We start from the raw sequence: 25,091 nt of genomic DNA, 5'->3' as shown, positions 1-25,091 counted from the left end.
CTGGTCGCGCCCACGCGGCGGTAGCCGCAAATTGGTACAGCCCCGCGCCCCTGGGCCTGTCAGTGCCTGCGCACCCCTATGAAGCGAACCGGCGTTCCTGGTACCGCCTGGGCTGCTGCCGGGAGGTCTTCTGCACGCACTACCGCGATCACTGGGTAACCGCCCGTCGTCGGGTGGTCCGCCAGGAACACCACCGGGCGGCCGTCCGGGGGCACCTGCACCGCGCCCAAAACCATGCCTTCGCTCGGGAGTTCACCAGGCACGGCCCGTTCCAGAGCGGGGCCCTCCGTGCGTAGGCCGATGCGGTTGCTTGCCGGGGACACCCGGTAAGTGCGGGACGTGAAGGCGTGGAGCGCTTCTCGCGTGAACCAGTCGTCGCGCGGGCCCATCGTCACCCGTAGGACGAGTTCCCCCGGGGGCGCCGGTTGCGGAGCGACGTCCACGCGTGTGTGGAGCTCTGTCGGCGTGCCCAGGGGGAGGACCGCGCCGTCTGTCAAGGGTGGCGGGCCGAGGCCCGACAGAAGGTCCGTGGAGCGGCTGCCCAGGATCGGGTCCACGGTGATGCCTCCGGAGACGGCCACGTAGGTGCGGAGGCCCGAGGTGGGTGTGCCGATGTTCAGGACGGCGCCGGCCGGGACCGGTACCGGGGCGCCCCAGGCGACCGGGCGGCCGTCGACCGTGACCGGGCAGGGGGCGCCGCCGACGGCCACGGTGAGTGCTGAACGAGGGCGTACGGCACAGCCGTTGAGGGTGGTCTCCAGGACGGCCGCGTCCGGAGGGTTGCCGACCAGGCGGTTGACGAGTGCGGCGGCGGGGCCGTCCAGGGTGCCGGAGCGGGGGACGCCCAGGTGGGCGTGGCCGGGGCGGCCCCGGTCCTGCACCGTCGTCAGCGCTCCGGCCCGGACGACGGCGAGGGCGCGGTCCGTCATGCCGCACCCACCGGAACGAACTTCACGCGCGTGCCCGGAGAGAGGAGGGCGGCCGGTACGCGCGCGTGGTCCCACAGCACCGTGTCCGTGGTGCCGATCAGCTGCCAGCCGCCCGGTGAGGAGCGGGGGTACACGCCCGTGTACGGGCCCGCGAGCGCCACCGAACCGGGTGGGACGGCCGTGCGTGGGGTGGCCCTGCGCGGGACGTCGTAGCGCTGGGGCAGTCCGGTGAGGTAGCCGAAGCCGGGGGCGAAGCCGCAGAAGGCGACGGTGAACTCGGTGGACGCGTGGATGCGGGCCACCTCGTGGGGGGCCACACCCCAGTGCGCGGCCACGTCGGCCAGGTCGGGGCCGTCGTAGCGCACGGGGAGTTCGACGACGTCACGCGCGCGTGGGGGAGCGGGGAGTACGGCGGTCGTGGTCAGCTCGGTGGCCAGGCGGGCCGGGTCGGTGAGGCCGTCGAGGAGGACCGTGCGGGCCGCCGGGACGATCTCGGTCACGGCCAGGGAGCCGTCCGCGCGGCGGCGCAGCAGCTCCGCGTGCAGCGCCTGGGCCTCCTCGCCGGAGGAGAGCTCGACGAGCAGCGCGCTGTCGCCGACGGGCAGTGCCCTCACGCTCATGCGAAGGCCTCCACGCGGATGCCCGACTCCGTCAGCCGCTCCCGGACCCGGCGGGCCAGGTCCACGGCGCCCGGCGTGTCCCCGTGCAGGCACAGCGAGCGCGCCCGTACCTCGATACGGGCGCCGGAGTGCGCGGTGACCGCGCCGTCCCGTGCCAGCCCCACCGAGCGCTCCACGACGGTCTCCGGATCGGTGACGACCGCGCCCTCCTCGCCGCGCGCCACCAGCGTGCCGCCCTCGGTGTACGCGCGGTCCGCGAACGCCTCGGTGACCGCCGGGAGGCCCGCCTTCCCGGCCAGCTCCAGCAGCCGTGAGCCGGGCAGGCCCAGCACGGGCAGGGCCGCGTCGGCGAGGAGCACGCCGTCGACGACCGCGCCGGCCTGCTCCTCGTCGTGCACGACCCGGTTGTAGAGCGCGCCGTGCGGTTTGACGTACGACACGCGCGTGCCCGCCGCGTGGGCGAAGACCTCCAGGGCGCCGATCTGGTACGCCACCTCGGCCGCCAGCTCGGCGGGCGGCACGTCCATCGCGCGCCGCCCGAAGCCGGCCAGGTCCCGGTAGGAGACCTGGGCCCCGATCCGTACGCCGCGCTCGGCCGCCTGCTCGCACACCCGCCGCATGGTGGCCGCGTCCCCGGCGTGGAAGCCGCAGGCCACGTTGGCGCTGGTGACGACGGACAGGAGCTGCTCGTCGTCGGTGAGCCGCCAGCGGCCGAAGCCCTCGCCGAGGTCGGCGTTGAGATCGATCGAGGTCATGGAACTTCCGTGTCTCCTTCCGGAACCGTCGCGTGGGCCGTCGTTCAGGCCACGCGGTACTTCTCGTCGCGGGCGTCGGTGAGGAACATCTGGCCCGGCGCGTGGGTGATGGCGAAGGGCGGGCGCGAGGCCATCACCGCGGCCTGCGGGGTCACTCCGCAGGCCCAGAACACCGGGATGTCGTCCGGCTGGAGGTCCACCGGATCGCCGTGGTCGGGGCGGCCGAGGTCCTCGATGCCGAGGGCCGACGGGTCGCCGCAGTGCACGGGGCCGCCGTGCACCGCCGGGAGCAGACTGCTCTCCCGGATCGCCGCGGACAGATGCTGCGGCGGCACCGGACGCATCGACACCACCATCGGGCCGTGCAGCCGTCCCGCCGGCCGGCACTGCCAACTGGTCTCGTACATCGGGACGTTGCGCCCCTGTTCCAGATGGCGGATCGGGACGCCCACCTCGGTCAGCGCCCACTCGAAGGTGAAGCTGCAACCGATCAGGAACGACACCAGGTCGTCGCGCCAGTGCGCCCGTACGTCGGTCGGCTCGTCCACCAGCTCGCCGTCCTGCCACACCCGGTAGCGCGGCAGATCGGTGCGCAGATCGGCGCCTTCGGCCAGGACCGTCGTGGGGGAACCGGCGTCCGTGACGTCCAGTACCGGGCAGGGCTTCGGGTTGCGCTGGCAGAACAGCAGCATGTCGTACGCCCAGTCCGCGGGCACCGAGATCAGATTGACCTGGGTGTGGCCCGCCGCGACCCCCGCGGTGGGGCCGGTCAGGCCGGCCCGGAAGCGGGTACGGGCGTTGTGCGGGCTCCACGCGTGCGCGTGCTCGTCGACGAGGGTCAGCGGGCGGTCGTCCGTACGGTTCACGCCAGCTCCTTCCCGCGCGTCTCCGGCAGGCCGAGGAGCGCCAGGGCGGCGATGCCGTAGCCGATCGCGCCGAAGACCAGCGCACCGCCCACACCCCAGCTGTCCGCCAGGAAGCCGACCGTGGTCGGGAAGACGGCGCCCACGGCGCGCCCGGCGTTGTAGGTGAAGCCCTGACCCGTGCCGCGCACCGCCGTCGGGTACAGCTCGGCCAGGAACGACCCGAAGCCGCTGAAGATCGCCGACATGCAGAACCCGAGCGGGAAGCCCAGCACCAGGAGCAGGGTGTTGGAGCCCTGGGGGATGTTGCCGTAGGCCAGGATGCACACGGCCGACAGGAGCGCGAAGAGCCAGATGTTGCGGCGGCGGCCGAGGCGGTCGGTGAGATAGCCGCCGGTGAGGTAGCCGAGGAAGGCGCCGGAGATCAGGAACGTCAGATAGCCGCCGGTGCCGACGACCGACAGGCCGCGGTCGCTCTTCAGATACGTCGGGACCCAGGTGGCGAGGGTGTAGTAGCCGCCCTGGACGCCCGTGGACAGCAGGCCCGCGAAGATCGTCGTACGCAGCAGGCCTGGCTTGAAGATCGTCGTGAAGGAGGTCTGTCCGGCGCTCTTCTCGCGGACCGCGATGGCCTCGGGCGCGTCCTGCACACGGCGGCGCATCCAGATGACGAGCAGTGCGGGCAGCGCGCCCGTCCAGAACATCACGCGCCAGGCCGTGCCGTCGTCGAAGACCGAGAAGACCACCGTGTACACGAGCGCGGCCAGGCCCCAGCCGACGGCCCATGAGCTCTGGATCGCGCCGAGCGTGCGGCCCCGGTGCTTCGCGCTCGCGTACTCGGCGACCAGGATCGCGCCGACCGCCCACTCGCCGCCGAAGCCGATCCCCTGGAGGGCGCGGAAGACCAGCAGCGACTCGAAGTTGGGTGCGAAGCCGCAGGCGACGGTGAAGACCGCGTAGGTGATCACCGTGATCATCAGGGCCCGGACCCGGCCGACCCGGTCGGCCAGCACGCCGGCGAGGGCGCCGCCGACGCCGGAGGCCAGCAGGGTGACGGTGGTGAACAGGCCGGTCTGGCCGCTGTCCAGGCCGAAGTACGCGGCCAGCGCGACCATGCTCAGCGGCAGCGTGAAGTAGTCGTACGAGTCGAGGGCGTAGCCGCCGAACGCGCCGGCGAAGGCACGGCGGCCGCGCGGGCCGAGGGCCCGGAACCAGCCCAACGCCCCGTCGTCGGCGGGGCGTTCGGTCTCTGTGGGGTGAGCGGTGAGGGCCTGGGTCGGTGGAGTCGTGCTCATTGTGCACCTCGCAGTGGGAGGACGGAGGGTGCGGGACTGAGCCGTGCGGTGGGTGCGGGCGGTTCGGTGGGGGGTGGGGGGTGCGGTGGGGTGCGGGGCCGTGCGGTTTCGTAGCAAGGTAGGGGATCGTTGAACGATCCTTCAATACCCCTGTTGTTTCGTTCTCGTGTCTGCGGTTGAATTCCGGGCATGGCAGAGCAGCTGACCGGACTGGCCGACGACCGCGCCCTCCTGGGCCGCACCAGCACCGCGGAACGGGTCTCGGACATCCTCAGGAGCCGCATCGCCGAGGGCTACTTCCCACCCGGGACCCGGCTGTCGGAGGACAGCATCGGAGGCGCGCTCGGCGTGTCCCGCAACACACTGCGCGAGGCGTTCCGGCTGCTCACGCATGAGCGCCTGCTCGTCCACGAGCTGAACCGGGGTGTCTTCGTGCGGGTCCTCACGGTGGAGGACGTCGAGGACATCTACCGCACCCGGCGCCTCGTCGAGTGCGCGGTGGTACGGGGGCTGGGGGAGCCGCCGTACGTCTTGGAAGGACCCGCCGAAGCCGTGGCCGAGGGGCAGCGGGCGGTGCGCGAAGGTGACTGGAAAGCGTTGGGTACGGCCAATATCCACTTCCACCGCGAGCTGGTGGCGCTGGCGGACAGCGAGCGCACGGACGAGCTGATGCGCAGCGTCTTCGCCGAACTGCGGCTGGCCTTCCACGTCGTGGACGATCCGCGGCGGCTGCACGAGCCGTACCTCGCCCGCAACCAGCAGATCCTTCAGGCGCTCCAGGCGGGAGACAAGGGCGAGGCCGAGCGGCTGCTCGCGGTGTACCTGGAGGACTCGCTGGAGCGGGTGGTCGAGGTGTACCAGCGACGGGTCGGCGAGGACGGCTAAGCGCTCCGCTGGCTGTGCCGATATGCGGCTCCGCCGCGGGGCGGCGATGGGCCGTCGATCGTCTGCGGCGCCGTCGTGGCTGGTCGCGCCCGCGCGGCGGAGCCGCATATCGATACAGCCCCGCGCCCCTTCAGGGCGCTGCCCAACCGCAGCGAACTTCACCGTGACCGCTTAGCGTCCTGGGCGCATCGGGGTGCCGACCGGGACGGCGCATCGGTGCCGACCGTGACGCGGGGTCGCTTCTGTGACGTTTGGGTCGTTGTCAGACCGAGGCTCTAGTCTGTGCAGCGTGACTTCGCCTGCAACGACGGACAGTGTTCCGCCCCAGCTCAGCGTGGGGCCGCGCCCGGCACCGGGCCCGGCCGCCGACGAGGGACTGGCGCGGCGGCTGCGCGCGCTCGCGTGCACCGCGCCGTTGCACGACCTGGACGCCCGCAAGGCGAACCTCGCGGGAGAGTACTCGGTGTACGGCATGGCGGAGGTGGCCCTCTCCGCCATCGACCTGGTCACCCTGAACATGGACTTCGACACCGGCGCCGACCACGACCAGATCGTCGCCCGCCTCATCCCGCGCATCGCCGCCCAGGCCCCGCAGCGCCCCGTCGTCGAGCACGAGCGCGTGGCCCGCTGGGTGCTGGAGAACCTGATCAACGTCGGCAGCGTGGACCGCGGATTCCGGGCGGTCTACGGCACTTTCGCGCAAGACGGCACATATGTCCGGCGTGACTACGACTTCAAGCTGATCGAAGAGGTCCCCGGCCCCGGTGGCTCGGTGTATCTCCGGACGACCGACGAGGCGGTCAACGTCCTCGTCGGCGCCCTCGACACGGACGTCACCAGCGCCCAGATCGCCGCCGAGGTCAAGCTGGAGGTGCTGATCAGCCGCGGCCGCCTCGCCGACGCGCAACTGGCCGCCGAACAGGCCCGGTACCGGACCGTGCAGTACTCCGAGACCCTGCGCCGGGCCCTGGACGCCACCCGGCGCAACGTCCGGGCGGTGGACTGGCTCAACGCCGTGCCCGACATGATCACCGAGGCGCTCGACCATGTCGCCGACCGGTACCGCCACGAGAACGCGATCCTCACCAACATCCGCAAGGCACGCGACGAGTCCGAGGACCCGGAGCAGAAGCGGCGGGCCGCCGAGCTGGTCGACATCGTGAAGGACTGCATCCGCCGCCACACCCAGCTCCAGTCCCGCCTCCTGGAGGCCGGCCCGCTGTTCCGGGCCGAACAGGACCGGCAGGCCTTCGCCACGCCGATGACCACGTCGGGGATAGACCTCTACGGGCATCTGGTGTCCCCGCTGCTGCCGCTGCCCCTGGAGCAGGCCGTCCGGGTCACCGACGCCTTCTTCGCGCGCGGGACCGGACTGCGCACGCCGGTGTCGGTGCGGGTGGGCGAGCTCGTCGACATACTGCTGACGCCGCCGGTGGAGCGCGAGCACCTCGGCGCGGAGATGCCGGAGCCGGACCTCATCGCGACCCCGGACGACAGCCGGTTCAGCGAGGAGCAGCTGGCCTCGGCGATGGAGCTGCTCGATCTGCCGGCGGACGCGCCGCGCCGGTTGTCCGGGCTGCTGGCGGAGGCGCGGCGACAGGACCCCGATCTGCCGTACCTGGTGGCCCTGTTGGCCGTGCACGCGGCCAGCCCGGCCGTCGGCACCGCCTATCGGCAGGGCGAGGAGAAGTTGTTGTTCGCCGTGGACGACGGGACCGAGCTGGACGATCCCGAGTTCGGCGGGGCCGACCTGATCGTGGGGACCGCTCTGCTGGACGCCGTCGGGATGGCGGCGGACAGGACGGAAGCGGCATGAGCCGAGTGACAGCGCAGCGAGGAGAACGACCGTGACCGAGCACGTCGAGTGGAGTGAGCCGGAAGCCGGACCCGCGCCGGTCTCCACGGCCGTCACGCCCGCCGACGCCGCCGACGCGGCCCGGCTCGTCGCCTTCGGCCTGCAGCCCAAGCTGCAGCCCGCGCGCGATCAGGAGTACACCGAGCTGCTGCGGCGCTACCGCGAGGACCCGCCGTTCGCGCGGCTCGCCGACGCGGTGGCCGCCGGGCTCGGCCTCGTCGTCCTGGAGGTGTCCCCGCGCGCGGGGATGGCGGTGACCGCCGCCGAGGACTCCGTGTTCGCGGTGCGGATGGGGGACTACGCGCGTCGTACCTCCGCCGACGGCTCGGACCGGTTCCTGCACGGGCTGGCGCATCTCGCGGTGGCCGCCATGGCGTTCCCGCGGCCCGAGGACCTCGCCGACGACGGCTACATCGGACGGGTCAGCGTCAACGGCGTCGACGCCTTCGTCCGGCAGGCCTGCCGGCGCCTGGAGGAGCGGGCCGACGAGCTGGGCGAGAACACCGACCCCGCCACCGACGCCCCCGGCCTGGAGGCCGCCTGGCGGATCTGGGTGAGACGCAGCGCCACCGGTGCCACCAAGGACGCCCGCAGACTCGCGGGCTCCACGACCGGCATCATCGGCAAGGCCGTCGCCTTCCTCACCGACTCCGGGTTCCTGCAGCGCACCGGCGACGACAACGGCGGTACCTACCGGACGACGGCCCGCTACCAGCTCCAGGTGCGGGACATGGCCGGCAGCGCCGCCATGGCCGAGCTGCTGGAACTGGGCGTCGTCCCGGTCACCGACGGGACGCCGACGCTGCTGCCCGCCGAGGACACCGCCGACGAGCTGGTGGCCGATGCCGGGCTGCCGTTCCACACGGTTTCCTCGAACTGAACTCCCCCCACCTGCCGAAGACTTACGAGAGTCCGCCATGTACGAGCTGTCCCGGGTCCGCCTCTACTCCATCGGCCCCGCCGGTGCGCGCTACGCCGACACCGTGCTGGACCTGCGCGGCGTGGGCGCGGAAGTGCCCGACCCCGCGCCCACCCAGGCGGAGTTCTTCGAGGAGGAGCCCGTCGGCCCGCCGCGCCGCCCCGCGCCCGCCGGCGTGCTCTTCCTGGAGAACGGCGGCGGCAAGTCCGTACTGCTGAAACTGATCTTCTCCGTGATGCTGCCGGGTCACCGCAACACCCTCGGCGGCGCCAGCTCCGGCGTGCTGCGGAAGTTCCTGCTCGCCGACGACTGCGGGCATGTCGCGCTGGAGTGGCAGCACACCCTCACCGGCGAGTGCGTCGTCGTCGGCAAGGTGAGCGAGTGGCGGGGACGGCAGGTCTCCAACGACCCGCGCAAGTTCGCCGAGGCCTGGTACTCCTTCCGGCCCGGGCCCGGGCTGTCCCTGGACAACCTGCCCGTCGCCGAGTCCACCGCCGTACGGCCGCCCGTGGAGGGCGCCTCCGGTGCGCAGGGACGCCGCCGGACCATGAAGGGCTTCCGGGACGCCATCACCGAGGCGAGCAAGGCGTATCCGCACCTGGAGGTGCACTGGGAGGAGATCCACGACCGGTGGATCGAGCACCTCGGCGACCTCGGCCTCGACCCCGAACTCTTCCGCTACCAGCGGGAGATGAACGCCGACGAGGGTGAGGCCGCCGGTCTCTTCGCGGTCAAGAAGGACTCCGACTTCACCGACCTGCTGCTGCGCGCCGTGACCGACACCCGGGACACCGACGGGCTCGCCGACCTGGTCAGCGGCTTCGGCAACAAACTGGGCCGACGCGCCGAACTGATCGCCGAACGCGACTTCACCGCCGGCTCCGTGGACCTGCTCGGGCGGATCGTCGAGGCCGCCGAGGCCCGCTCACGCGCGCGTGACATCCACGCCGGGGCCGAGCGCCGTACCCGGACCCTGGCCCGGCGGCTCTCCGCGCGCGGCGCCCAGGAGCGGGTACGCGCCGCCGACCTCGCCCAGCGGGTCACGGCCGCCGCGTACGCGGTCACCCATGCCGAGGGCTCGCGGGAGCGCAGCGCGCTGATCGCCGCCGAACTCGCCTTCCGGCACGCCTCGTTGGCGCTCGCCGCCGCCGAGAAGTCCGCCGCGGCGCAGAAGCGCGAGCTCGCCGACGCCCGTACCCTGCACTCGGCCTGGCAGGCCGCCGAGGCCGTACTGCGCCACCGCGCCGCCGCCGACCGTGTCGCGCGCGTGTCCGCCGCGATCCAGGAGGCCGAGCGGGACGCCGCCCCCGCGCTCGCCGCCCGCGCCAAGGCCGCCGTCGATCTCGTACGGGCCCTGCACTCGGCCGCGGAGAGCGCCGAGGCTCTCGCCAACGAGGGGGAGGAGCGCTCCGCCGCCTTGCAGGAGGTCGGCGAGGCCGCGTACCAGGACTCCACCGCCGCGGCCACGGAGGCGCAGCGCGCCCGCAGTGAGGTCGGGCATCTGCGGCAGCGGCTGACCGAGGTCGAGCAGGAGACCGCCGAGGCGGTACGGGCCGGCTGGCTCGACGACAGCGCCCCCGACGCCGACCCCGCGCGGGCGGCCCTCGCGGCCAGCGACGCCGAGAAGACGGCCGTCGCCGCCTGGGACACCGCGCGCGAGGTGTCCCGGCGGGCCACCGAGCACGCGCGTGAGGCGGGCTCCGCGGAGTCCCGCGCCGAGCTGACGGCGGCGCGTGCGGCGGACGCGGCCACGGCGGCCGAGCGGTCGTACGAGGCCGAGAAGCGGCTCGCGGAGGCGTTGGCGGCGGAGCCGCGACTGGCGGAGCTGCTGAGTCTGACGGGCGGGTCGGGCGCTGCCGGTGCCGGGAACGGGGGAGTGCCGGTGCCCAGGGCGGGCGCCGACGGTGCCTCCGGCGGGCACGACAGGGCTCCGGGCGGGCGCGACGGGGCGAGGAAGGACGGCACGGCCGGGCGCGACGGCGCCGATGACGCGGCCGACAGCACCCTCACCCCCGAGGAACTCGACCGCTTCGCCGACGAGTTGCGCGAGCTGCTCGACGACGCCGTCTCCAGTGCCGAGCGGCATCTCTTCGAGCTGCGCACCGCCGCCGCCGACGACTCCCGGATCCTCGGCGCCCTCGGTGACGGCGGGCTGCTGCCGCCGGGCCCCGACGTGCTGGCCACCGTGGAGTACCTCGGCGAGCACGGCATCCCGGCGCTCCCCGGCTGGCGCTATCTCGCCCAGGCCGTCGACCCCGCTGACCACGCACGCGTGCTGGCCGCCCGGCCCGAGCTGGTCGACGGCGTCATCATCACCGACCCCGACACGCACGCACGGGCCCGCGAGGCGCTGAGCGAGGCGGCACTGCTCCCGCGGTCCGCCGTGGCCGTCGGTACGGCCGCCGCCCTGCTCGCCCCGACTCCGGCGGACGGCTCGGGGAGCGAGGCCGTCTTCCTCGTACCGCCGAACCCCGCCATGCACGACGAGCACGCCGCCGACGAGGAGCGGCAGACGCTGCGCGCGAGGGCGACCGAGCGCGACGAGGAGATCCGCTCGCTCGCGGCCCGGCTCGGCAAGGACCGGGAGCTGGCCGCGCGGCTCGCCTCCTGGCGTACCGGCTGTCCGGCCGGGCGGCTGGTGGAGCTGTCCCAGGCCGCGCACGACGCGCGCGCGTTCGCCGAGGAGTCGGAGGCCGAGCTGGCCGAGGCGCGGACCGTGCGGGCCGAGGCCGACGAGGCCGCCGCCGAGGCCCTACAGGTCCGCGATGAACGGCAGGAGGCCGCGCAGAAGGCCCGGCGCGCCGCTGACGCCCTCGCCGGGCTCGCCTTCCGGCTGCGCGAGCGGGCCGGCTGGCAGGTCAAGCTGCGCGAACTCGCCGACGAGGCCACCGAGTCCGAGGCCCGCGCCCAGACCTGCCTGGAGCGCGCCCGCGCCGCCGACGAGGACCGGCGCGCCGCCCAGCGGGCCGCGGACGACGCCCGCCGCACCGCGCGTGCCCTGCGCGCCGAGCGCTCGGAGATCGCGGGCGCCCCCGACGACGTACCGGAGAGCGGCGGCGACGATCCGAAGGCGTCGCTGCCCGCCCTCCGGGAGGCCTATCGGGCCGCCTCGCAGGTGTACGAGAAGGTCGGCGTCGGCGCCGACCTGCGCGCCGAGCAGGCGCGGGCGGAGAGCGAGTCCAGCGCGGCCCTCGCCGAGCTGGACCGGCTGAGCAACAAGGTCCGCACGCGCGCGGAGCAGCTGCTCCAGTCGCCCGACGGCTCCGACGGGCCGTCCCGGCAGGCCGCCGCCGCCCGTGCCGAGGAGCTCGTGCAGCTCCTGGAGACGCGGATGTCCAGCGCGAGCGAGCAGCTCGGCCGGCTGCGCGGTGAGGCCGAGCGGCACGCGCCCGAGGACGGCGAGGCGCACACCGAGCTGTCGGAGGAGCTCCAGCCCCGCGACGCCGAGCACGCGCAGGCGCTGCTGCGCACGGCGACCACCGAACTCGCCTCCCGCACCGAGGCGTTGACGCAGGCCCGGGAGGCGCACGCCGAGCTCCTCGACGCCCACCGCGCCGCCGAGGACGCGGCCGGAGGCTTCGACGAGATCGCCGCGATGCTCCGGGACCTGCTGCGCGAGCACACCTCGGACGAGGACCAGGAAGAAATCGAGGCGTACCCCGGCAGCCCGGAGGAGGCCCGGCAGTCCGCCGCCGAGGCCCGCCGTTCGCTGCGCGGCTGCGCCGCCGACCTCTCCGCGGCCGAGGGCGGCGTACGGGAGGCCAGCGACGTCCTCGTACGGCACGCCAACTCCACGCGCTACGAGCAGGTCCGCACCCCGGCGCGGCAGCAGATCCGCGAACTGCCCGCGTCGGCGCTGCCCGAGCACGCGCAGAAGTGGGCGGACGCCTTCGCGCCCCGACTCCGGGTGCTCACCGACGAGTTGGCGCAGCTGGAGCGGAACCGGGACTCGATCGTCGACCGGCTGCGCGGGCTTGTCGAGTCGGCGCTGGCGACCCTGCGGTCGGCCCAGCGGCTGTCCCGGCTGCCCGAGGGGCTCGGCGAGTGGTCCGGGCAGGAGTTCCTGCGGATCCGGTTCGAGGAGCCCGACCAGGCGACGCTGACCGAGCGGCTCGGCGAGGTCATCGACGAGGCGACCAGGGCGGCCGTGAAGAAGAACTCCGACCTGCGCCGCGACGGAATGTCCCTGCTGCTGCGGGGCGTCGGGGCCGCGCTGGAGCCCCGGGGTGTCGCGGTGGAGATCCTCAAGCCGGACGCGGTCCTGCGCGCCGAGCGGGTGCCGGTCGGGCAGATGGGCGACGTGTTCTCGGGCGGACAGCTGCTCACGGCGGCCATCGCGTTGTACTGCACGATGGCCGCGCTGCGCAGCAACGACCGGGGACGCGACAAGCACCGGCACGCGGGGACCCTGTTCCTCGACAACCCCATCGGCCGCGCCAACGCGACGTATCTGCTGGAGCTCCAGCGGGCCGTCTCGGACGCGCTGGGCGTCCAGCTCCTCTACACCACGGGCCTGTTCGACACGACGGCGCTCGCGGAGTTCCCGCTGGTCATCCGGCTGCGGAACGACGCGGACCTCCGAGCCGGGCTGAAGTACATCAGCGTGGAGGAGCACCTCCGCCCCGGGCTGCCGCAGCAGCCGCAGGCGGAGGAGGCGGTGCACAGCGAGATCACGGCGACGCGCATGTTCAAACGCCCGGCGCCGGCGACGCCCTGACGGGACCTTCGGACCGACGGCATCCTCAGTCGGACACCGCCGCTGGAGGCGCCCCCTCGGCGCTCTCCACGCGGTGGTCCGCGAGCACCCCCGTCCGGTGCCGCTGCACGAACCAGTAGTAGGCGAAACCGCCCCCTGCGATCACGCCCACGAACAGCACCGCGCCCCAGCGCAGGTACCAGTGGAACGGGGCGCTCGCGTTGTAGACCGCGGCCCGCGGCCAGATCAGATTGAGGGTCATCGCCGCGCCCCACACCACGGCTCCGATGTTCACGACGAGCCCCCAGCGGCCCAGCGAGAACCTGCCGTCGCCCGCCGGCCGCCACTTCCCGCGCAGCCGCGCGACCAGCATCGGCACGGTGACGCCCAGGTAGGCGAGATAGATCATGATGATGCCGATGCTGGTGACGACGGTGAAGATCTGCGGCTGGCGGATGTTGACCACCAGGATCGCCAGCGCCAGGATCCCGATGATCACGGTCGGCAGCACCGGCGTCCGGAACCGCGGATGGCACTTGGCGAGCTTCGCGGACGCGGGCAGGTTGTTGTCCCGGGCCATCGCGAACGCCAGCCGGATCGCGGCCGTGTGGACCGCCAGCGCGCACACCGTGACCGCGATCAGCACACACCACAGCATCGCCTTGCCGGCCGTCGGCCCGAGCACATCCAACACGATGTACTGCAGACCGTCCGTGGACAGCTTCTCGCCCTTCAGGCTGGAGACGCTCATCAGCGCCAGCAGCAGGATCAGACCGCCGAGGACGAAGGAGGCGACGATCGCCCGGATGATCGCCCGCGGCGCGTTCCGGGTCGGGTCCAGGGACTCCTCACCGAGCGAGGCGGCGGTGTCGAAGCCGTACATGACGTACGCGGACGCCAGCGAGGCCACGAGGAACGCGCCGAGATAGCCGGTGCCGTACCCCGCCCCGGTGCCGTTCGTCTCCATGACGACCTGCGGGCCGCGCGTGATGTGCACCGCGAACAGGACGATCAGTACGACGGTGGCGATCAGCTCGATGAACACGCCGGCCGTGTTGATCGTGGCCATCAGTTTGACGCCGAAGGCGTTCACCAGCGTGGTGAACAGGATCAGCACCGCGGCCAGGACGACCGCGTTGGTCGCCACGTCGTACTTGCCGGTGCCGTCCCCGATGATCTGGAACACGTCGGAGATCTGGGGGAGCGTCAGCTGGTAGGCGAGTGCCACCGCCGCGATCGACACGATCGAGGCGATCAGCATCATCCAGCCGGCGAGCCAGCCCAGATGCGGATTGCCGATCTTCTTCGACCAGTTGTAGACCGAGCCCGCGACCGGATAGCGGGCGGCCAGCTCGGCGAAGCAGAGAGCCACCATGAACTGGCCGACGAAGACCATCGGCCACGACCACCAGTAGGCGGGCCCGCCGCTGCCGTAGCCGAAGTAGAACAGCTGGAAGGTGCCCGTCAGGATCGAGATGTAGCTGATGCCCGCGGCGAAGGTGTGGAAGTTGCCGAGGGTGCGCTTGAGTTCGGGTCGGTAGCCGAACTCGGCGAGTTCGGCGTCGTCCTCTCCATGGGGCGGTCGGGCCGTGGTCGTCATGAGCGGACTCCTGCCTCGGGTCAGGTGAACTACCCACGGGGTGGGGGGTGTCAGTCGAACCATCCCTGCGGAGCCGGAGCCGTGTTGCGCCAGATGTGCTTCGTCTCGCGATATTCGGCGAGCCCGGCGGGGCCGAGTTCCCGGCCGAAGCCGGACTGTTTGTAACCGCCCCACTCCGCCTGCGGCACATAGGGGTGGTAGTCGTTGATCCAGACCGTGCCCAGCCGCAGCCGTCCCGCGACCCGGGCGGCCTTGGCCTCGTCGCTCGTGAAGACGGCGCCCGCGAGACCGTAGACGGTGTCGTTGGCGAGTCGTACGGCCTCGTCCTCGCTCGTGAAGCGCTCGACCGTGAGCACCGGGCCGAAGGACTCCTCCCGCACCACCGACATCGCCGAGCTGCACTCGTCCAGGACGGTCGGCGGATAGTAGAAGCCCTCGTCGAACCCGGGCCCGGTGGGGCGCGCGCCGCCGCAGCGCAGTACGGCGCCCTCGGCCAGGCCCGCCGCGACATACGCCTCGACCTTCGCGCGGTGGGCCGCCGAGATCAGCGGGCCGGTCTGCGCGCGCTCGTCGAACGGGCCGCCGAGCCGGATCGCCGACGCCCGGCGGACGACCTCGTCGACGAACCGGTCGTGCAGCGAGTCCTCCACCAGCAGCCGCGCCCCCGCCGAGCAGACCTGCCCGGAGTGCAGGAACACGGCGGTCAGCGCCATGTCGACGGCCGTGTCGAAGTCGGCGTCGGCGAAGACGACATTCGGATTCTTGCCGCCTAGCTCCAGCGCGACCTTCTTCACCGACCCGGCCGCGGCCGCCATCAGCCGACGGCCCGTCTGCAGGCCGCCCGTGAAGGAGACCAGATCCACGTCCGGATGCTCGGCGAGCGGCGCGCCCGCCTCCGGACCCGCTCCCAGGACCAGATTGCCGACGCCCGGCGGAAGCCCGGCCTCCGCCAGGAGCCGCAGGAGGTGGATCGCGGTGTGCGGGGTCAGCTCGCTCGGCTTGAGGACGAAGGTGTTGCCGGCCGCGAGGGCCGGGGCGACCTTCCAGGCCGTCTGGAGCAGCGGGTAGTTCCATGGGGTGATGAGCGCGCAGACACCGACCGGTTCGTGCACCACCCGGCTGTCGACACCCTCCCGGCCGGTGTCGATCACCCGCCCGGCCTCGCTCGCCACCAGCCGCCCGAAGTAGCGGAAGCAGTTCACGATGTCGTCGATGTCGTACTCGCTCTCGACGAGCCGCTTCCCCGTGTCCAGCGACTCGGCCCGCGCGAGGGCCGCCTTGTCGCGTACGAGGAGGTCGGCGACCCGCAGCAGCAGGTCACCCCGCTCCTCGGCGGAGGTGTGCGGCCAGGGGCCCTCGTCGAAGGCGCGGCGGGCGGCGCCGATCGCCTCCACCGTGTCCTTGCCGCCCGCCTCGTCCACCACGGCCACCAGCGACCCGTCGGCGGGACAGCGGATCTCGCGCGTGCCTCCGTCCATCGCGCCCCGCCACGCGCCGTCGACGAACAGATCCGGCATGGCAGCCTCCGCGCCTCTCGATCAGCCACCCGTGGAAGATCCCGGTGGGGTGCTCACCGGGAACACCGGTACCAGCCTTCCACGGGTGTGACGTGATCGCGGGGCGAGCCGGCCCTCAGGAGTGCGACAACTGCCCCGCCCCGCCGCGCCGCCGTATCCGCTCCTGCGCCCGCTCCGCGGACCGGGCCTGGCGTCGGGCCTTGCGCCGTTCGCGGCGCAGGGCCCGGGCGGTGCTGCTCGGGACCGACACGACGCCGTTGCGCTGGTTCCAGACCTGGCGGGTCACCCAGACGTCCAGGGCGCCCCACGTCGCCACCACGGTGCTCGCCACACTGCTGATGACCATCGGGAACGCCAGCCACGATCCGGCCAGTGTGCACAGGAACGCCACCATCGCCTGGACCAGCGTCACGGCGATGATCAGCACCGCCCGCACCGCCGAGGTGCGCACGGGATCGGGCATCCGGCGCCGCCGCGCGGGCTCATCGATCCACAACTGCCGGTAGTACGACTGCTCTTCGGCCGCGGCCTGCCCGGCGGCCCCGAGGCCGCCGCTGTCCCCGCGCTCCGGAATGTCGCGATCCAGTGCCTCGGGCCGCCGCTGTGCCGTCAGCCGTGCCGTCGCGTCGTCCGTGGGCGCCTCTTGGCGCTCCGCCGTGCCCATCAACGTGTCACTCCCCACCGCCAGCAGACCGCTCGCCCCGTGCTCGAACACACGGCTCCCCAGTGGCTGCCCGGCTTGCGCTGTTTTACGCCGCCAGGTTGCGGGATGCGGCACGTGTGGCCGATTCCGCCCCCATTTCCCGAAGAGTAGGACGAACGGCGCACCCCGAAGATTCCCTGGAATCGAAAAATTCTGGCCAACTGCCCAGCCATACCGACCGGATCCGTACGGGCACCGGTCGTGCGAAAGCGGGCGGCAATCTCCCGCAATGCCCGGACACCTCCCCATCTCGCGCCGCCGGTACGGAAGTTCGGCCTCCGGACGGGTCTTCGAGTTAACTGTGCGACGGTAGTAGGCTCGCGCCGTTTGTTGACGTACATGTGTACCCCCGGTCGGTGGGGTCCAGCTGGGGGAGGCCATGCGCTTTCGCGGGAAGTCGATCCGCCGGAAGATCGTGGCGCTGCTTCTCGTGCCGCTGGTGTCCCTGGCAGCGATCTGGGGCTTCGCCACGGTACTCACGGGACGGGCAGTGGCTCAGCTGTTCACCGTGTCGACGACCGTCGAGGATCTCGGCTACCCCACCGAGGACACCGTCCGCGTCCTGCAGCAGGAACGCCGTCAGACCCTCGTCTATCTGGCCGACCCGAGAGCCTCCGACGCGCTCGCCGCGCTCCGTGAGACCCGCACCGGCACGGACGACGCCATCGCCAAGCTCCGCGCGAACGCGAAGGATCCCGATGTCCGCGACGGGCTCGACCAGGACGACGAGGAACGCCTCATCGCCGTCCTGGACGCCTTCGACGGCGTCGACTCCCTGCGCCGCAGCGTGGAGGAGGGCGCCGTGAACCGGTTCCAGGCCCTCGACCGCTACAACCACCTGGTGGACCCCTGCTACGCCCTGCTGGCCGCCCTCGACGGGGTCGACAGTGTGGAGATGGACAAGCAGGCCCGCGCCCTCGTCAACGTGACCCGCGCCCGCGAACTCCTCTCCCGCGAGGACGCCCTGCTCGGCTCGGCCCTGGTGGTCGGCACCCTCACGCACGACGAGATCCGCGACGTCTCCGAACTGATCGCCCAGCGCACCCTGATGTACGACATCAGCCTGCCGGTGCTGCCCGCGGCGGAACGCGAACGCTACGACCGGTTCTGGAAGAACGCCTCCACCGCCGCACTGCGCTCCGCCGAGAAGACCGTCGTCGACTCCGAACCCGGCAAGCCGCGTTACATCAGCGCCAAGAGCTGGGACGCCACCGCCGGCAGCGTGCTCGACGAGCTCGCCACCCTCAACGACCAGGCGGGCGACCGTTATCAGGACCGGGTGCAGCCGGTCGCGATGGACGTCATCGTCAAGGCGGCCGTCGCCGGAGTCCTCGGTCTCGTCGCACTCCTCTTCTCGATCTTCCTCTCCGTGCGCATCGGCCGCGGCCTCATCCGCGATCTGCGCCAGCTGCGCCTGGAGGCCCACGAGGCGTCCGGCGTACGGCTGCCCAGCGTCATGCGCCGGCTCTCCGCGGGCGAACAGGTCGACGTCGAGACCGAGGTCCCGCGCCTGGAGTTCGACAAGAACGAGATGGGCGAGGTCGGCCAGGCCCTCAACACCCTGCAGCGCGCCGCCGTCGAGGCCGCCGTCAAACAGGCCGAACTGCGCGCCGGGGTCTCCGAGGTCTTCGTGAACCTCGCCCGCCGCAGCCAGGTGCTGCTGCACAAGCAGCTCACCCTGCTCGACACCATGGAACGCCGGACCGAGGACACCGACGAACTCGCCGACCTGTTCCGCCTCGACCACCTGACCACCCGTATGCGCCGGCACGCCGAGGGCCTGGTGATCCTCTCCGGCGCCGCCCCCTCCCGGCAGTGGCGCAAGCCCGTCCAGCTCATGGACGTCGTACGCGCCGCCGTCGCCGAGGTCGAGGACTACGAGCGCATCGAGGTCCGCCGCCTGCCGAGGGTCGCCGTCACCGGACCGGCCGTCGCCGACCTCACCCACCTCGTCGCCGAACTCCTGGAGAACGCCACGGTGTTCTCCCCGCCGCACACCGCCGTCCAGGTCCTCGGGGAGCGGGTCGCCAACGGCTTCACCCTGGAGATCCACGACCGCGGCCTCGGCATGGCGGCCGACGCCCTGCTCGACGCCAACCTCCGGCTCGCCGAGACACCGGAGTTCGAGCTCTCCGACACCGACCGGCTGGGCCTGTTCGTGGTCAGCCGGCTCGCCCAGCGGCAGAACGTCAGGGTCTCGCTCCAGCCGTCGCCGTACGGCGGCACCACGGCCGTCGTCTTCATCCCGGTCACGCTGCTCACCGACGACATCCCGGACACCAACGGCATCGGCTTCCGCCTCGACCGCCCCCAGCCCTCCAAGGAGGCCGAGCTGGAGGAGGCCCGGCGGTCTCAACTCGCCCAGGTGCCGGTGCAGTTGCCCGGTCTCTCGGGGGGACTCCTGGACGGTCCCGTCGAGTTGGAGGCCCCGGTCGACCTCGACGCGATCGAGGACTTCCCCGGCGCCCTCGACGACGAGGACAGCGAACGCGGCGGACTGTTCCGCCCGCGCCGTTCCCTGGCCCGCACCGACGACACCCGGGGCGACGAGCACCGCGAGGCCTCCGAGGACGATCTGAACGCTCCGGTGCCGCTGCCCCGCCGCCAGACCCCCAAGCTGGTCAGCTCGCACGGCCGTCCGGTCACCGAGCGGCGCGAGGAGACCGACGAGGAGTTCCCCGCTGGCCCGAACCGCTCGCTCTCCCCGACTCCGCCGCCCCTGCCCGCACGCAGACGCGCCACGGGTCCCCAGCGCCGCGCCACAGGCGTCGCCGACCGCCTCGACGAGCCGCGCTCCGAGCACCCGGCACCCGCGGGCCGCGAACTCGGCGGGACCCCGCCCGGCGCCCCCGCCCTTCCCCGGCGCACCCGGCGCGCCGAGATCGCGTCGAGCGGCGCCGGGGAAGCGACCGGGACGGCCCCCGGCGGCATCGCCTCCCGGCAGGGCGGCTCCGGGCCCGCACGGCCGGAGACCGGACCGGCCCCGGCTTCCGGCACCGCCCCGCTGCCCAAGCGCGTACGCCAGGCCAATCTGGCCCCGCAGCTGAAACAGAGCCCCACCGACCGACGTACCGAGGACAGCACGGGGTTCGAAGAGCGCGACGCCGACCAGGTACGCAGCCGCATGTCCTCGCTCCAGCGGGGCTGGCAGCGCGGCCGCGCCGAGAACGACGCCGCGGGCGACGACACGCACAGCGGCACAGCACCACGAGGAACTAAGGGGGACGGTCGATGACCGCACCGAAGACGACCGGCCACATCGCGACCAACAAGTCCGGCGAGCTCAACTGGCTCCTGGACGACCTGGTGGACCGCGTCGCAAGCATCCGCAAGGCCGTCGTGCTCTCCGGCGACGGGCTGGCCACGGGGGCGTCCAAGGACCTCACCCGGGAGGACAGCGAGCACTTGGCCGCCGTGGCCTCCGGGTTCCACAGCCTCGCCAAGGGCGTGGGCCGGCACTTCGAGGCGGGCAACGTCCGGCAGACGGTCGTCGAACTCGACGATGCCTTCCTGTTCGTGACCGCCGCGGGCGACGGCAGCTGCCTCGCCGTCCTCGCGGACGCGGACTCCGACGTCGGCCTGGTCGCGTACGAGATGACGCTCCTCGTCAAGCGGGTCGGCGTACATCTGGCCTCCGCTCCACGCACCGATCTGCCTCAGGGCGGGTAGTGGGATGACATGAGCACAGACGGTCAGGGAAGAAGCCACTGGTTCGACGACGAGGCCGGACCGGTCGTCCGTCCGTACGCCATGACGCGCGGCCGTACCACCAGTACGGCCCAGCACCGCCTGGACCTCATCGCGGTGGTCGTCACCGAGCCCGCGGCGGAGGACGCGGAAGGCGACCACACGCTGTCCCCCGAGCACGTGGACATCGTCGACCTGTGCCGGGACGCCCCGCAGTCGGTCGCCGAGCTGTCCTCCGAACTCGACCTGCCCGTCGGCGTGGTGCGCGTCCTCGTGGGCGACCTCGTGGACGCGGAGTTCGTCCATGTGAACCGGCCCGTGCCGCCCGCGGAGCTGCCGGACGAGAGCATCCTGCGGGACGTGATCAACGGCCTCAGGGCGCTGTGACCGGGTGCCCGCCGCCCCGAGCGGGCCGGGCGCCGCGACAGCCCTCCCGATATGATCTGACTGATCGTCGACCACCATCCGCGGACGGTCTCCCACCACTCTGCGGATACGGTGCCGAACAGCGCGATCGGGGAGACGGACGTGACGACTGGCTGGCAGTTCTGGGTCGACCGGGGCGGCACCTTCACGGACATCGTCGCCCGCCGCCCGGACGGCCGGCTGCTCACGCACAAGCTGCTCTCCGACAACCCGGCCCGCTACCGCGACGCAGCGGTCACCGGCGTCCGTGAACTCCTCGACGGCTCCCAGGACCCCGTGGAAGCCGTCCGCATGGGCACCACCGTCGCCACCAACGCCCTCCTGGAACGCAAGGGCGAGCGCACCCTCCTGATCGTGACCCGCGGCTTCCGCGACGCCCTGCGCATCGCCTACCAGAACCGCCCCCGCATCTTCGCCCGCCGCATCGAACTGCCCGAACTGCTCCACGAGCGGGTCGTGGAGGTCGACGAGCGCATTGCCGCAGACGGCACAGTCCTGCGCGCCCCCGACCTGGACAGCCTCACCGGCCCACTCCGGGAGGCGTACGACGACGGGATCCGCGCGGTCGCCGTCGTCTGTATGCACAGCCACCTGCACCCCGCGCACGAACAGGCCGTCGGGCGGCTCGCCGCCCGCATCGGCTTTCCGCAGATCTCGCTGTCCAGCGAGGTCAGCCCGCTGATGAAGCTCGTCCCGCGCGGGGACACCGCCGTCGTCGACGCCTACCTCTCGCCCGTGCTGCGCCGCTACGTCCAGCACGTCGCCGACGAACTCCAAGGCGTACGGCTGATGTTCATGCAGTCCAACGGAGGTCTCGCCGAGGCCGGGCAGTTCCGCGGCAAGGACGCCATCCTGTCCGGGCCCGCCGGCGGCATCGTCGGCATGGCCCGCATGTCGCAGCTCGCCGGCTTCGACCGCGTCATCGGCTTCGACATGGGCGGCACCTCCACCGACGTCTCCCACTTCGCCGGCGAGTACGAACGCGTCTTCACCACACAGATCGCCGGTGTCCGGCTGCGCGCACCGATGCTCGACATCCACACCGTCGCGGCCGGCGGCGGCTCGGTCCTCCACTTCGACGGCTCCCGCTACCGCGTAGGGCCTGACTCGGCGGGCGCGGACCCGGGCCCCGCCTGCTACCGCGGGGGCGGCCCGCTCGCCGTCACCGACGCCAACGTCATGCTCGGCCGCATCCAACCCGCCCACTTCCCCAAGGTGTTCGGCCCCGACGGCGACCAGCCCCTCGACGCGGAACTCGTCCGGGACCGCTTCACCGCCCTCACGCGCGAGATCCGCGAGCGGACCGGCGACGACCGCACCCCCGAACAGGTCGCCGAGGGATACCTCCAGATCGCGGTCGCCAACATCGCCAACGCCGTGAAGCGGATCTCCGTGCAGAAGGGGCACGACGTCACCCGGTACGCCCTCACCACCTTCGGTGGCGCCGGTGGCCAGCACGCGTGCATGGTCGCCGACTCGCTGGGCATCCGCACCGTCCTGGTGCCGCCCATGGCGGGTGTCCTCTCGGCGCTCGGCATCGGCCTCGCCGACACCACCGCCATGCGCGAACAGTCCGTCGAGGCACCCCTGGAGACCCCCTCGATGCCGGGCGTCCTCAAGACCGCCGACGACCTGGAGAGCGCCGCCCGCGCCGAACTCCTCGCCGAGGACGTCCCCGAGGACCGCGTCCGGATCACCCGGCGCGCCCAGCTCCGCTACGACGGCACCGACACCACCCTCACCGTGGAGCTGACCGAGCCCGGCGAGATGCGGCACGTCTTCGAAGAACGTCATCGCGCCACGTACTCCTTCACCCTCGACCGCCCGATCGTCGTCGAGGCCCTCTCCGTCGAAGCCACCGGCATCACACAACCCCCCGATCTCTCGGCCCTCGCCCCTTACGAAGGCCGCTTCGCCGCCCCGGACACCGTCCGCCTCCACACCGGCGGCACCTGGCGCGACGTCCCCCTCCATCGCCGCGAGGACCTCCCTCCCGGCGAAACCGTCACGGGCCCGGCGATCATCACCGAGGCCAGTGCGACGACCGTCGTCGACGACGGCTGGCAGGCCGTGGCGCGGGACGACGGGCATCTGGTCATGGAACGCACGGTGATTACGGAGAGTTCCCATATCGCCACAGAAGCCGACCCGGTTCTTCTCGAGGTCTTCAACAACCTCTTCATGTCCATCGCCGAACAGATGGGCGCCCGCCTGGAGTCCACGGCCCAGTCCGTGAACATCAAGGAGCGCCTCGACTTCTCCTGCGCCTTGTTCGACCCGGACGGAAACCTGGTGGCCAACGCCCCGCATATCCCCGTCCACCTGGGCTCGATGGGCACCAGCGTCAAGGAGGTCATCCGCCGGCGCGGCAGCGGGATGCGGCCGGGGGACACGTACGCGGTCAACGACCCGTACCACGGCGGTACCCATCTGCCGGACGTCACGGTGATCACCCCGGTGTTCGGCACGGAGCGCGCAGAGGACACGGAGAGTGACCGCAAGATCCTCTTCTACGTCGCCTCCCGCGGCCACCACGCCGAGATCGGCGGCATCGCCCCCGGCTCCATGCCCGCCAACAGCCGCACCATCGAGGAGGAGGGCATCCTCTTCGACAACTGGCTGCTCGCCGAGAACGGCTGCTTCCGCGAGGACGAGACCCTCCGCCTCCTCACCGAGGCGCCCTACCCCTCCCGCAACCCGAGGACCAACCTCGCCGACCTGCGCGCCCAGATCGCCGCCAACCAGAAGGGCGTCGACGAAGTCGCCCGCATGATCGAGCACTTCGGACTCGACGTCGTCCAGGCCTACATGCGCCACGTCCAGGACAACGCCGAGGAAGCCGTCCGCCGGGTCGTCGACGCCCTCGACGACGGCGAGTACGCCTACGAGACCGACTCCGGCGCCGTCATCCGGGTACGCGTACGCGTGGACCGCGACAACCGCTGCGCGACCGTCGACTTCACCGGCACGTCGGCCCAGCTGGACAGCAACTTCAACGCCCCGTTCGCGGTGGTCAACGCGGCCGTCCTGTACGTCTTCCGCACCCTCGTCGCCGACGACATCCCCCTCAACGACGGCTGTCTGCGCCCCCTGCGCATCATCGTGCCGCCCGGCTCCATGCTCGCCCCCGAACCCCCGGCCGCGGTCGTCGCCGGCAACGTCGAGACCTCGCAGGCCATCACCGGCGCCCTCTACGCGGCGCTCGGCGTCCAGGCCGAGGGCTCCGGCACGATGAACAACGTCACCTTCGGCAACGCCCGCCACCAGTACTACGAGACCGTCGCCTCCGGGTCCGGCGCGGGCGACGGCTTCCCCGGAGCGCCCGTCGTCCAGACTCACATGACCAACTCGCGGCTCACCGACCCCGAGGTCCTGGAGTGGCGACTGCCCGTCCGGCTCGACGAGTTCGCCGTACGACGGGACAGCGGCGGCAACGGGCGGTGGCGCGGCGGGGACGGAGCGGTGCGCCGCATCCGGTTCCTGGAGCCCATGACCGTCTCCACGCTCTCCCAGCACCGCCGGGTCCCGCCGTACGGCATGGCGGGCGGCGAACCGGGTGCGCCGGGCGCCAACCGTGTGGAGCGCGCGGACGGTACGGTCGTCCCACTCGGCGGAAGCGACGCGACCGACGTCGGCCCCGGCGACGTACTCGTCATCGAAACCCCCGGCGGCGGAGGCTACGGCCCACCGTCGCCCCACCCCCACCAAGCAGGAGAAGAGAGCGATGATCTTCGGGCGTTCTGAGCGCGGCAAGCCCCCGGTCGAGCCCGTCACGTTCAAGATCCTCGTGGCCGGCGGCTTCGGCGTGGGCAAGACCACGCTCGTGGGCGCGGTCAGCGAGATCCGGCCGCTGCGCACCGAGGAACTGCTCACCGAGGCAGGGCGCCCGGTCGACGACACCCGCGGCGTGGAGGGCAAGAACACCACCACGGTGGCCATGGACTTCGGCCGCATCACGCTCCGCGAGGACCTGGTGCTGTACCTCTTCGGGACGCCCGGCCAGGAGCGGTTCTGGTTCATGTGGGACGAGCTGTCCGAGGGCGCCCTGGGCGCCGTCGTACTGGCCGACACCCGCCGCCTGGAGGACTGTTTCGCCGCCGTCGACTACTTCGAGCGGCGCTCCATACCTTTCGTGGTCGGCGTCAACTGCTTCGAGGGATCGGCCCGTTACCCGGTCGAGGACGTCCGCCAGGCCCTCGACCTCGACCAGGACGTACCGCTGCTGCTGTGCGACGCCCGCGACCGCGAGTCGGTCAAGGAGGTCCTGATCGGTGTGGTCCGGCACGCGATGGCACACGCGGCGGAGCGCCGCAAGGCCGCCGTCACGACCTGACACGGGGC

The 25,091-nt window shown here is 72.3% G+C and carries 17 protein-coding genes; 9 read left to right on the top strand and 8 right to left on the bottom strand.

What is annotated here, in order from left to right; translation table 11 throughout:
* Positions 1 to 59: 59 nt before the first annotated feature.
* Genes ABZ928_RS42115 through ABZ928_RS42095 form a run of 5 tightly spaced genes read right to left on the bottom strand, consistent with a single transcriptional unit; the run spans position 60 to position 4,462 of the window.
* Complete coding sequence (locus ABZ928_RS42115) at positions 60 to 929, bottom strand: biotin-dependent carboxyltransferase family protein (RefSeq protein WP_361531345.1); 870 nt, start codon at positions 927 to 929, stop codon at positions 60 to 62.
* On the bottom strand, positions 926 to 1,543 hold the full coding sequence (gene pxpB, locus ABZ928_RS42110; protein WP_361531924.1) for a 5-oxoprolinase subunit PxpB: 618 nt from the start codon (positions 1,541 to 1,543) through the stop codon (positions 926 to 928). Before pxpB ends, ABZ928_RS42115 begins: the two co-directional genes overlap by 4 nt.
* A gap of 2 nt (positions 1,544 to 1,545) precedes the next feature.
* A complete protein-coding gene (locus tag ABZ928_RS42105; RefSeq protein ID WP_361531342.1) occupies positions 1,546 to 2,304 on the bottom strand; it encodes a 5-oxoprolinase subunit PxpA in 759 nt (252 codons plus the stop codon).
* Between the two features lie 44 nt (positions 2,305 to 2,348).
* Positions 2,349 to 3,170 carry a putative hydro-lyase gene (locus ABZ928_RS42100; RefSeq protein ID WP_361531339.1) on the bottom strand — a complete coding sequence of 274 codons (822 nt, stop codon included), beginning with the start codon at positions 3,168 to 3,170 and terminating at the stop codon, positions 2,349 to 2,351.
* Positions 3,167 to 4,462, bottom strand: a complete 1,296-nt coding sequence (locus tag ABZ928_RS42095) for an MFS transporter (protein WP_361531336.1) — start codon at positions 4,460 to 4,462, stop codon at positions 3,167 to 3,169. The genes ABZ928_RS42100 and ABZ928_RS42095 overlap by 4 nt, the downstream gene beginning before the upstream one ends.
* 189 nt (positions 4,463 to 4,651) lie before the next feature.
* On the opposite strand from ABZ928_RS42095, the gene ABZ928_RS42090 reads away from it, so the two are divergent.
* The 4 genes from ABZ928_RS42090 to ABZ928_RS42075 all read left to right on the top strand — a co-directional run bounded on the left by ABZ928_RS42090 (position 4,652) and on the right by ABZ928_RS42075 (position 12,838).
* Complete coding sequence (locus ABZ928_RS42090; protein ID WP_361531333.1) at positions 4,652 to 5,347, top strand: GntR family transcriptional regulator; 696 nt, start codon at positions 4,652 to 4,654, stop codon at positions 5,345 to 5,347.
* Positions 5,348 to 5,636: 289 nt separating this feature from the next.
* A complete protein-coding gene (locus tag ABZ928_RS42085; protein ID WP_361531330.1) occupies positions 5,637 to 7,163 on the top strand; it encodes a hypothetical protein in 1,527 nt (508 codons plus the stop codon).
* 31 nt (positions 7,164 to 7,194) lie between these two features.
* On the top strand, positions 7,195 to 8,082 hold the full coding sequence (locus ABZ928_RS42080; protein WP_361531327.1) for a hypothetical protein: 888 nt from the start codon (positions 7,195 to 7,197) through the stop codon (positions 8,080 to 8,082).
* Positions 8,083 to 8,119: 37 nt separating this feature from the next.
* Positions 8,120 to 12,838: a hypothetical protein gene (locus tag ABZ928_RS42075; RefSeq protein ID WP_361531324.1), complete on the top strand. Its 4,719-nt coding sequence runs from the start codon at positions 8,120 to 8,122 to the stop codon at positions 12,836 to 12,838.
* Between the two features lie 25 nt (positions 12,839 to 12,863).
* Here the strand turns inward: ABZ928_RS42075 and ABZ928_RS42070 are convergent, their stop codons facing one another.
* The 3 genes from ABZ928_RS42070 to ABZ928_RS42060 form a co-directional block, all read right to left on the bottom strand.
* Positions 12,864 to 14,417, bottom strand: a complete 1,554-nt coding sequence (locus ABZ928_RS42070) for an amino acid permease (RefSeq protein ID WP_361531321.1) — start codon at positions 14,415 to 14,417, stop codon at positions 12,864 to 12,866.
* Between the two features lie 50 nt (positions 14,418 to 14,467).
* Positions 14,468 to 15,934, bottom strand: coding sequence for an aldehyde dehydrogenase family protein (locus ABZ928_RS42065; RefSeq protein WP_361531318.1), 1,467 nt, complete (start codon positions 15,932 to 15,934; stop codon positions 14,468 to 14,470).
* Positions 15,935 to 16,049: 115 nt separating this feature from the next.
* Positions 16,050 to 16,598, bottom strand: a complete 549-nt coding sequence (locus ABZ928_RS42060) for a hypothetical protein (RefSeq protein ID WP_361531921.1) — start codon at positions 16,596 to 16,598, stop codon at positions 16,050 to 16,052.
* 418 nt (positions 16,599 to 17,016) lie between these two features.
* Between ABZ928_RS42060 and ABZ928_RS42055 the strand changes: the two genes are divergently transcribed.
* The 5 genes from ABZ928_RS42055 to ABZ928_RS42035 all read left to right on the top strand — a co-directional run bounded on the left by ABZ928_RS42055 (position 17,017) and on the right by ABZ928_RS42035 (position 25,083).
* Positions 17,017 to 19,872: a nitrate- and nitrite sensing domain-containing protein gene (locus ABZ928_RS42055; protein WP_361531315.1), complete on the top strand. Its 2,856-nt coding sequence runs from the start codon at positions 17,017 to 17,019 to the stop codon at positions 19,870 to 19,872.
* Positions 19,869 to 20,306: a roadblock/LC7 domain-containing protein gene (locus tag ABZ928_RS42050; protein ID WP_361531312.1), complete on the top strand. Its 438-nt coding sequence runs from the start codon at positions 19,869 to 19,871 to the stop codon at positions 20,304 to 20,306. The genes ABZ928_RS42055 and ABZ928_RS42050 overlap by 4 nt, the downstream gene beginning before the upstream one ends.
* 9 nt (positions 20,307 to 20,315) lie before the next feature.
* Complete coding sequence (locus ABZ928_RS42045) at positions 20,316 to 20,711, top strand: DUF742 domain-containing protein (RefSeq protein ID WP_361531309.1); 396 nt, start codon at positions 20,316 to 20,318, stop codon at positions 20,709 to 20,711.
* 141 nt (positions 20,712 to 20,852) lie between these two features.
* Positions 20,853 to 24,494, top strand: coding sequence for a hydantoinase B/oxoprolinase family protein (locus ABZ928_RS42040; protein WP_361531306.1), 3,642 nt, complete (start codon positions 20,853 to 20,855; stop codon positions 24,492 to 24,494).
* Entirely contained in the window at positions 24,475 to 25,083 is a 609-nt protein-coding gene (locus tag ABZ928_RS42035; protein ID WP_361531303.1) for an ATP/GTP-binding protein, read from the top strand. The genes ABZ928_RS42040 and ABZ928_RS42035 overlap by 20 nt, the downstream gene beginning before the upstream one ends.
* Positions 25,084 to 25,091: the final 8 nt, after the last annotated feature.

The organism is Streptomyces sp. NPDC046909 (assembly GCF_040644695.1).
GTDB lineage: Bacteria > Actinomycetota > Actinomycetes > Streptomycetales > Streptomycetaceae > Streptomyces.
Note: the sequence above shows the minus strand (reverse complement) of the source record. Positions and strands in the feature narration are given on the sequence as shown.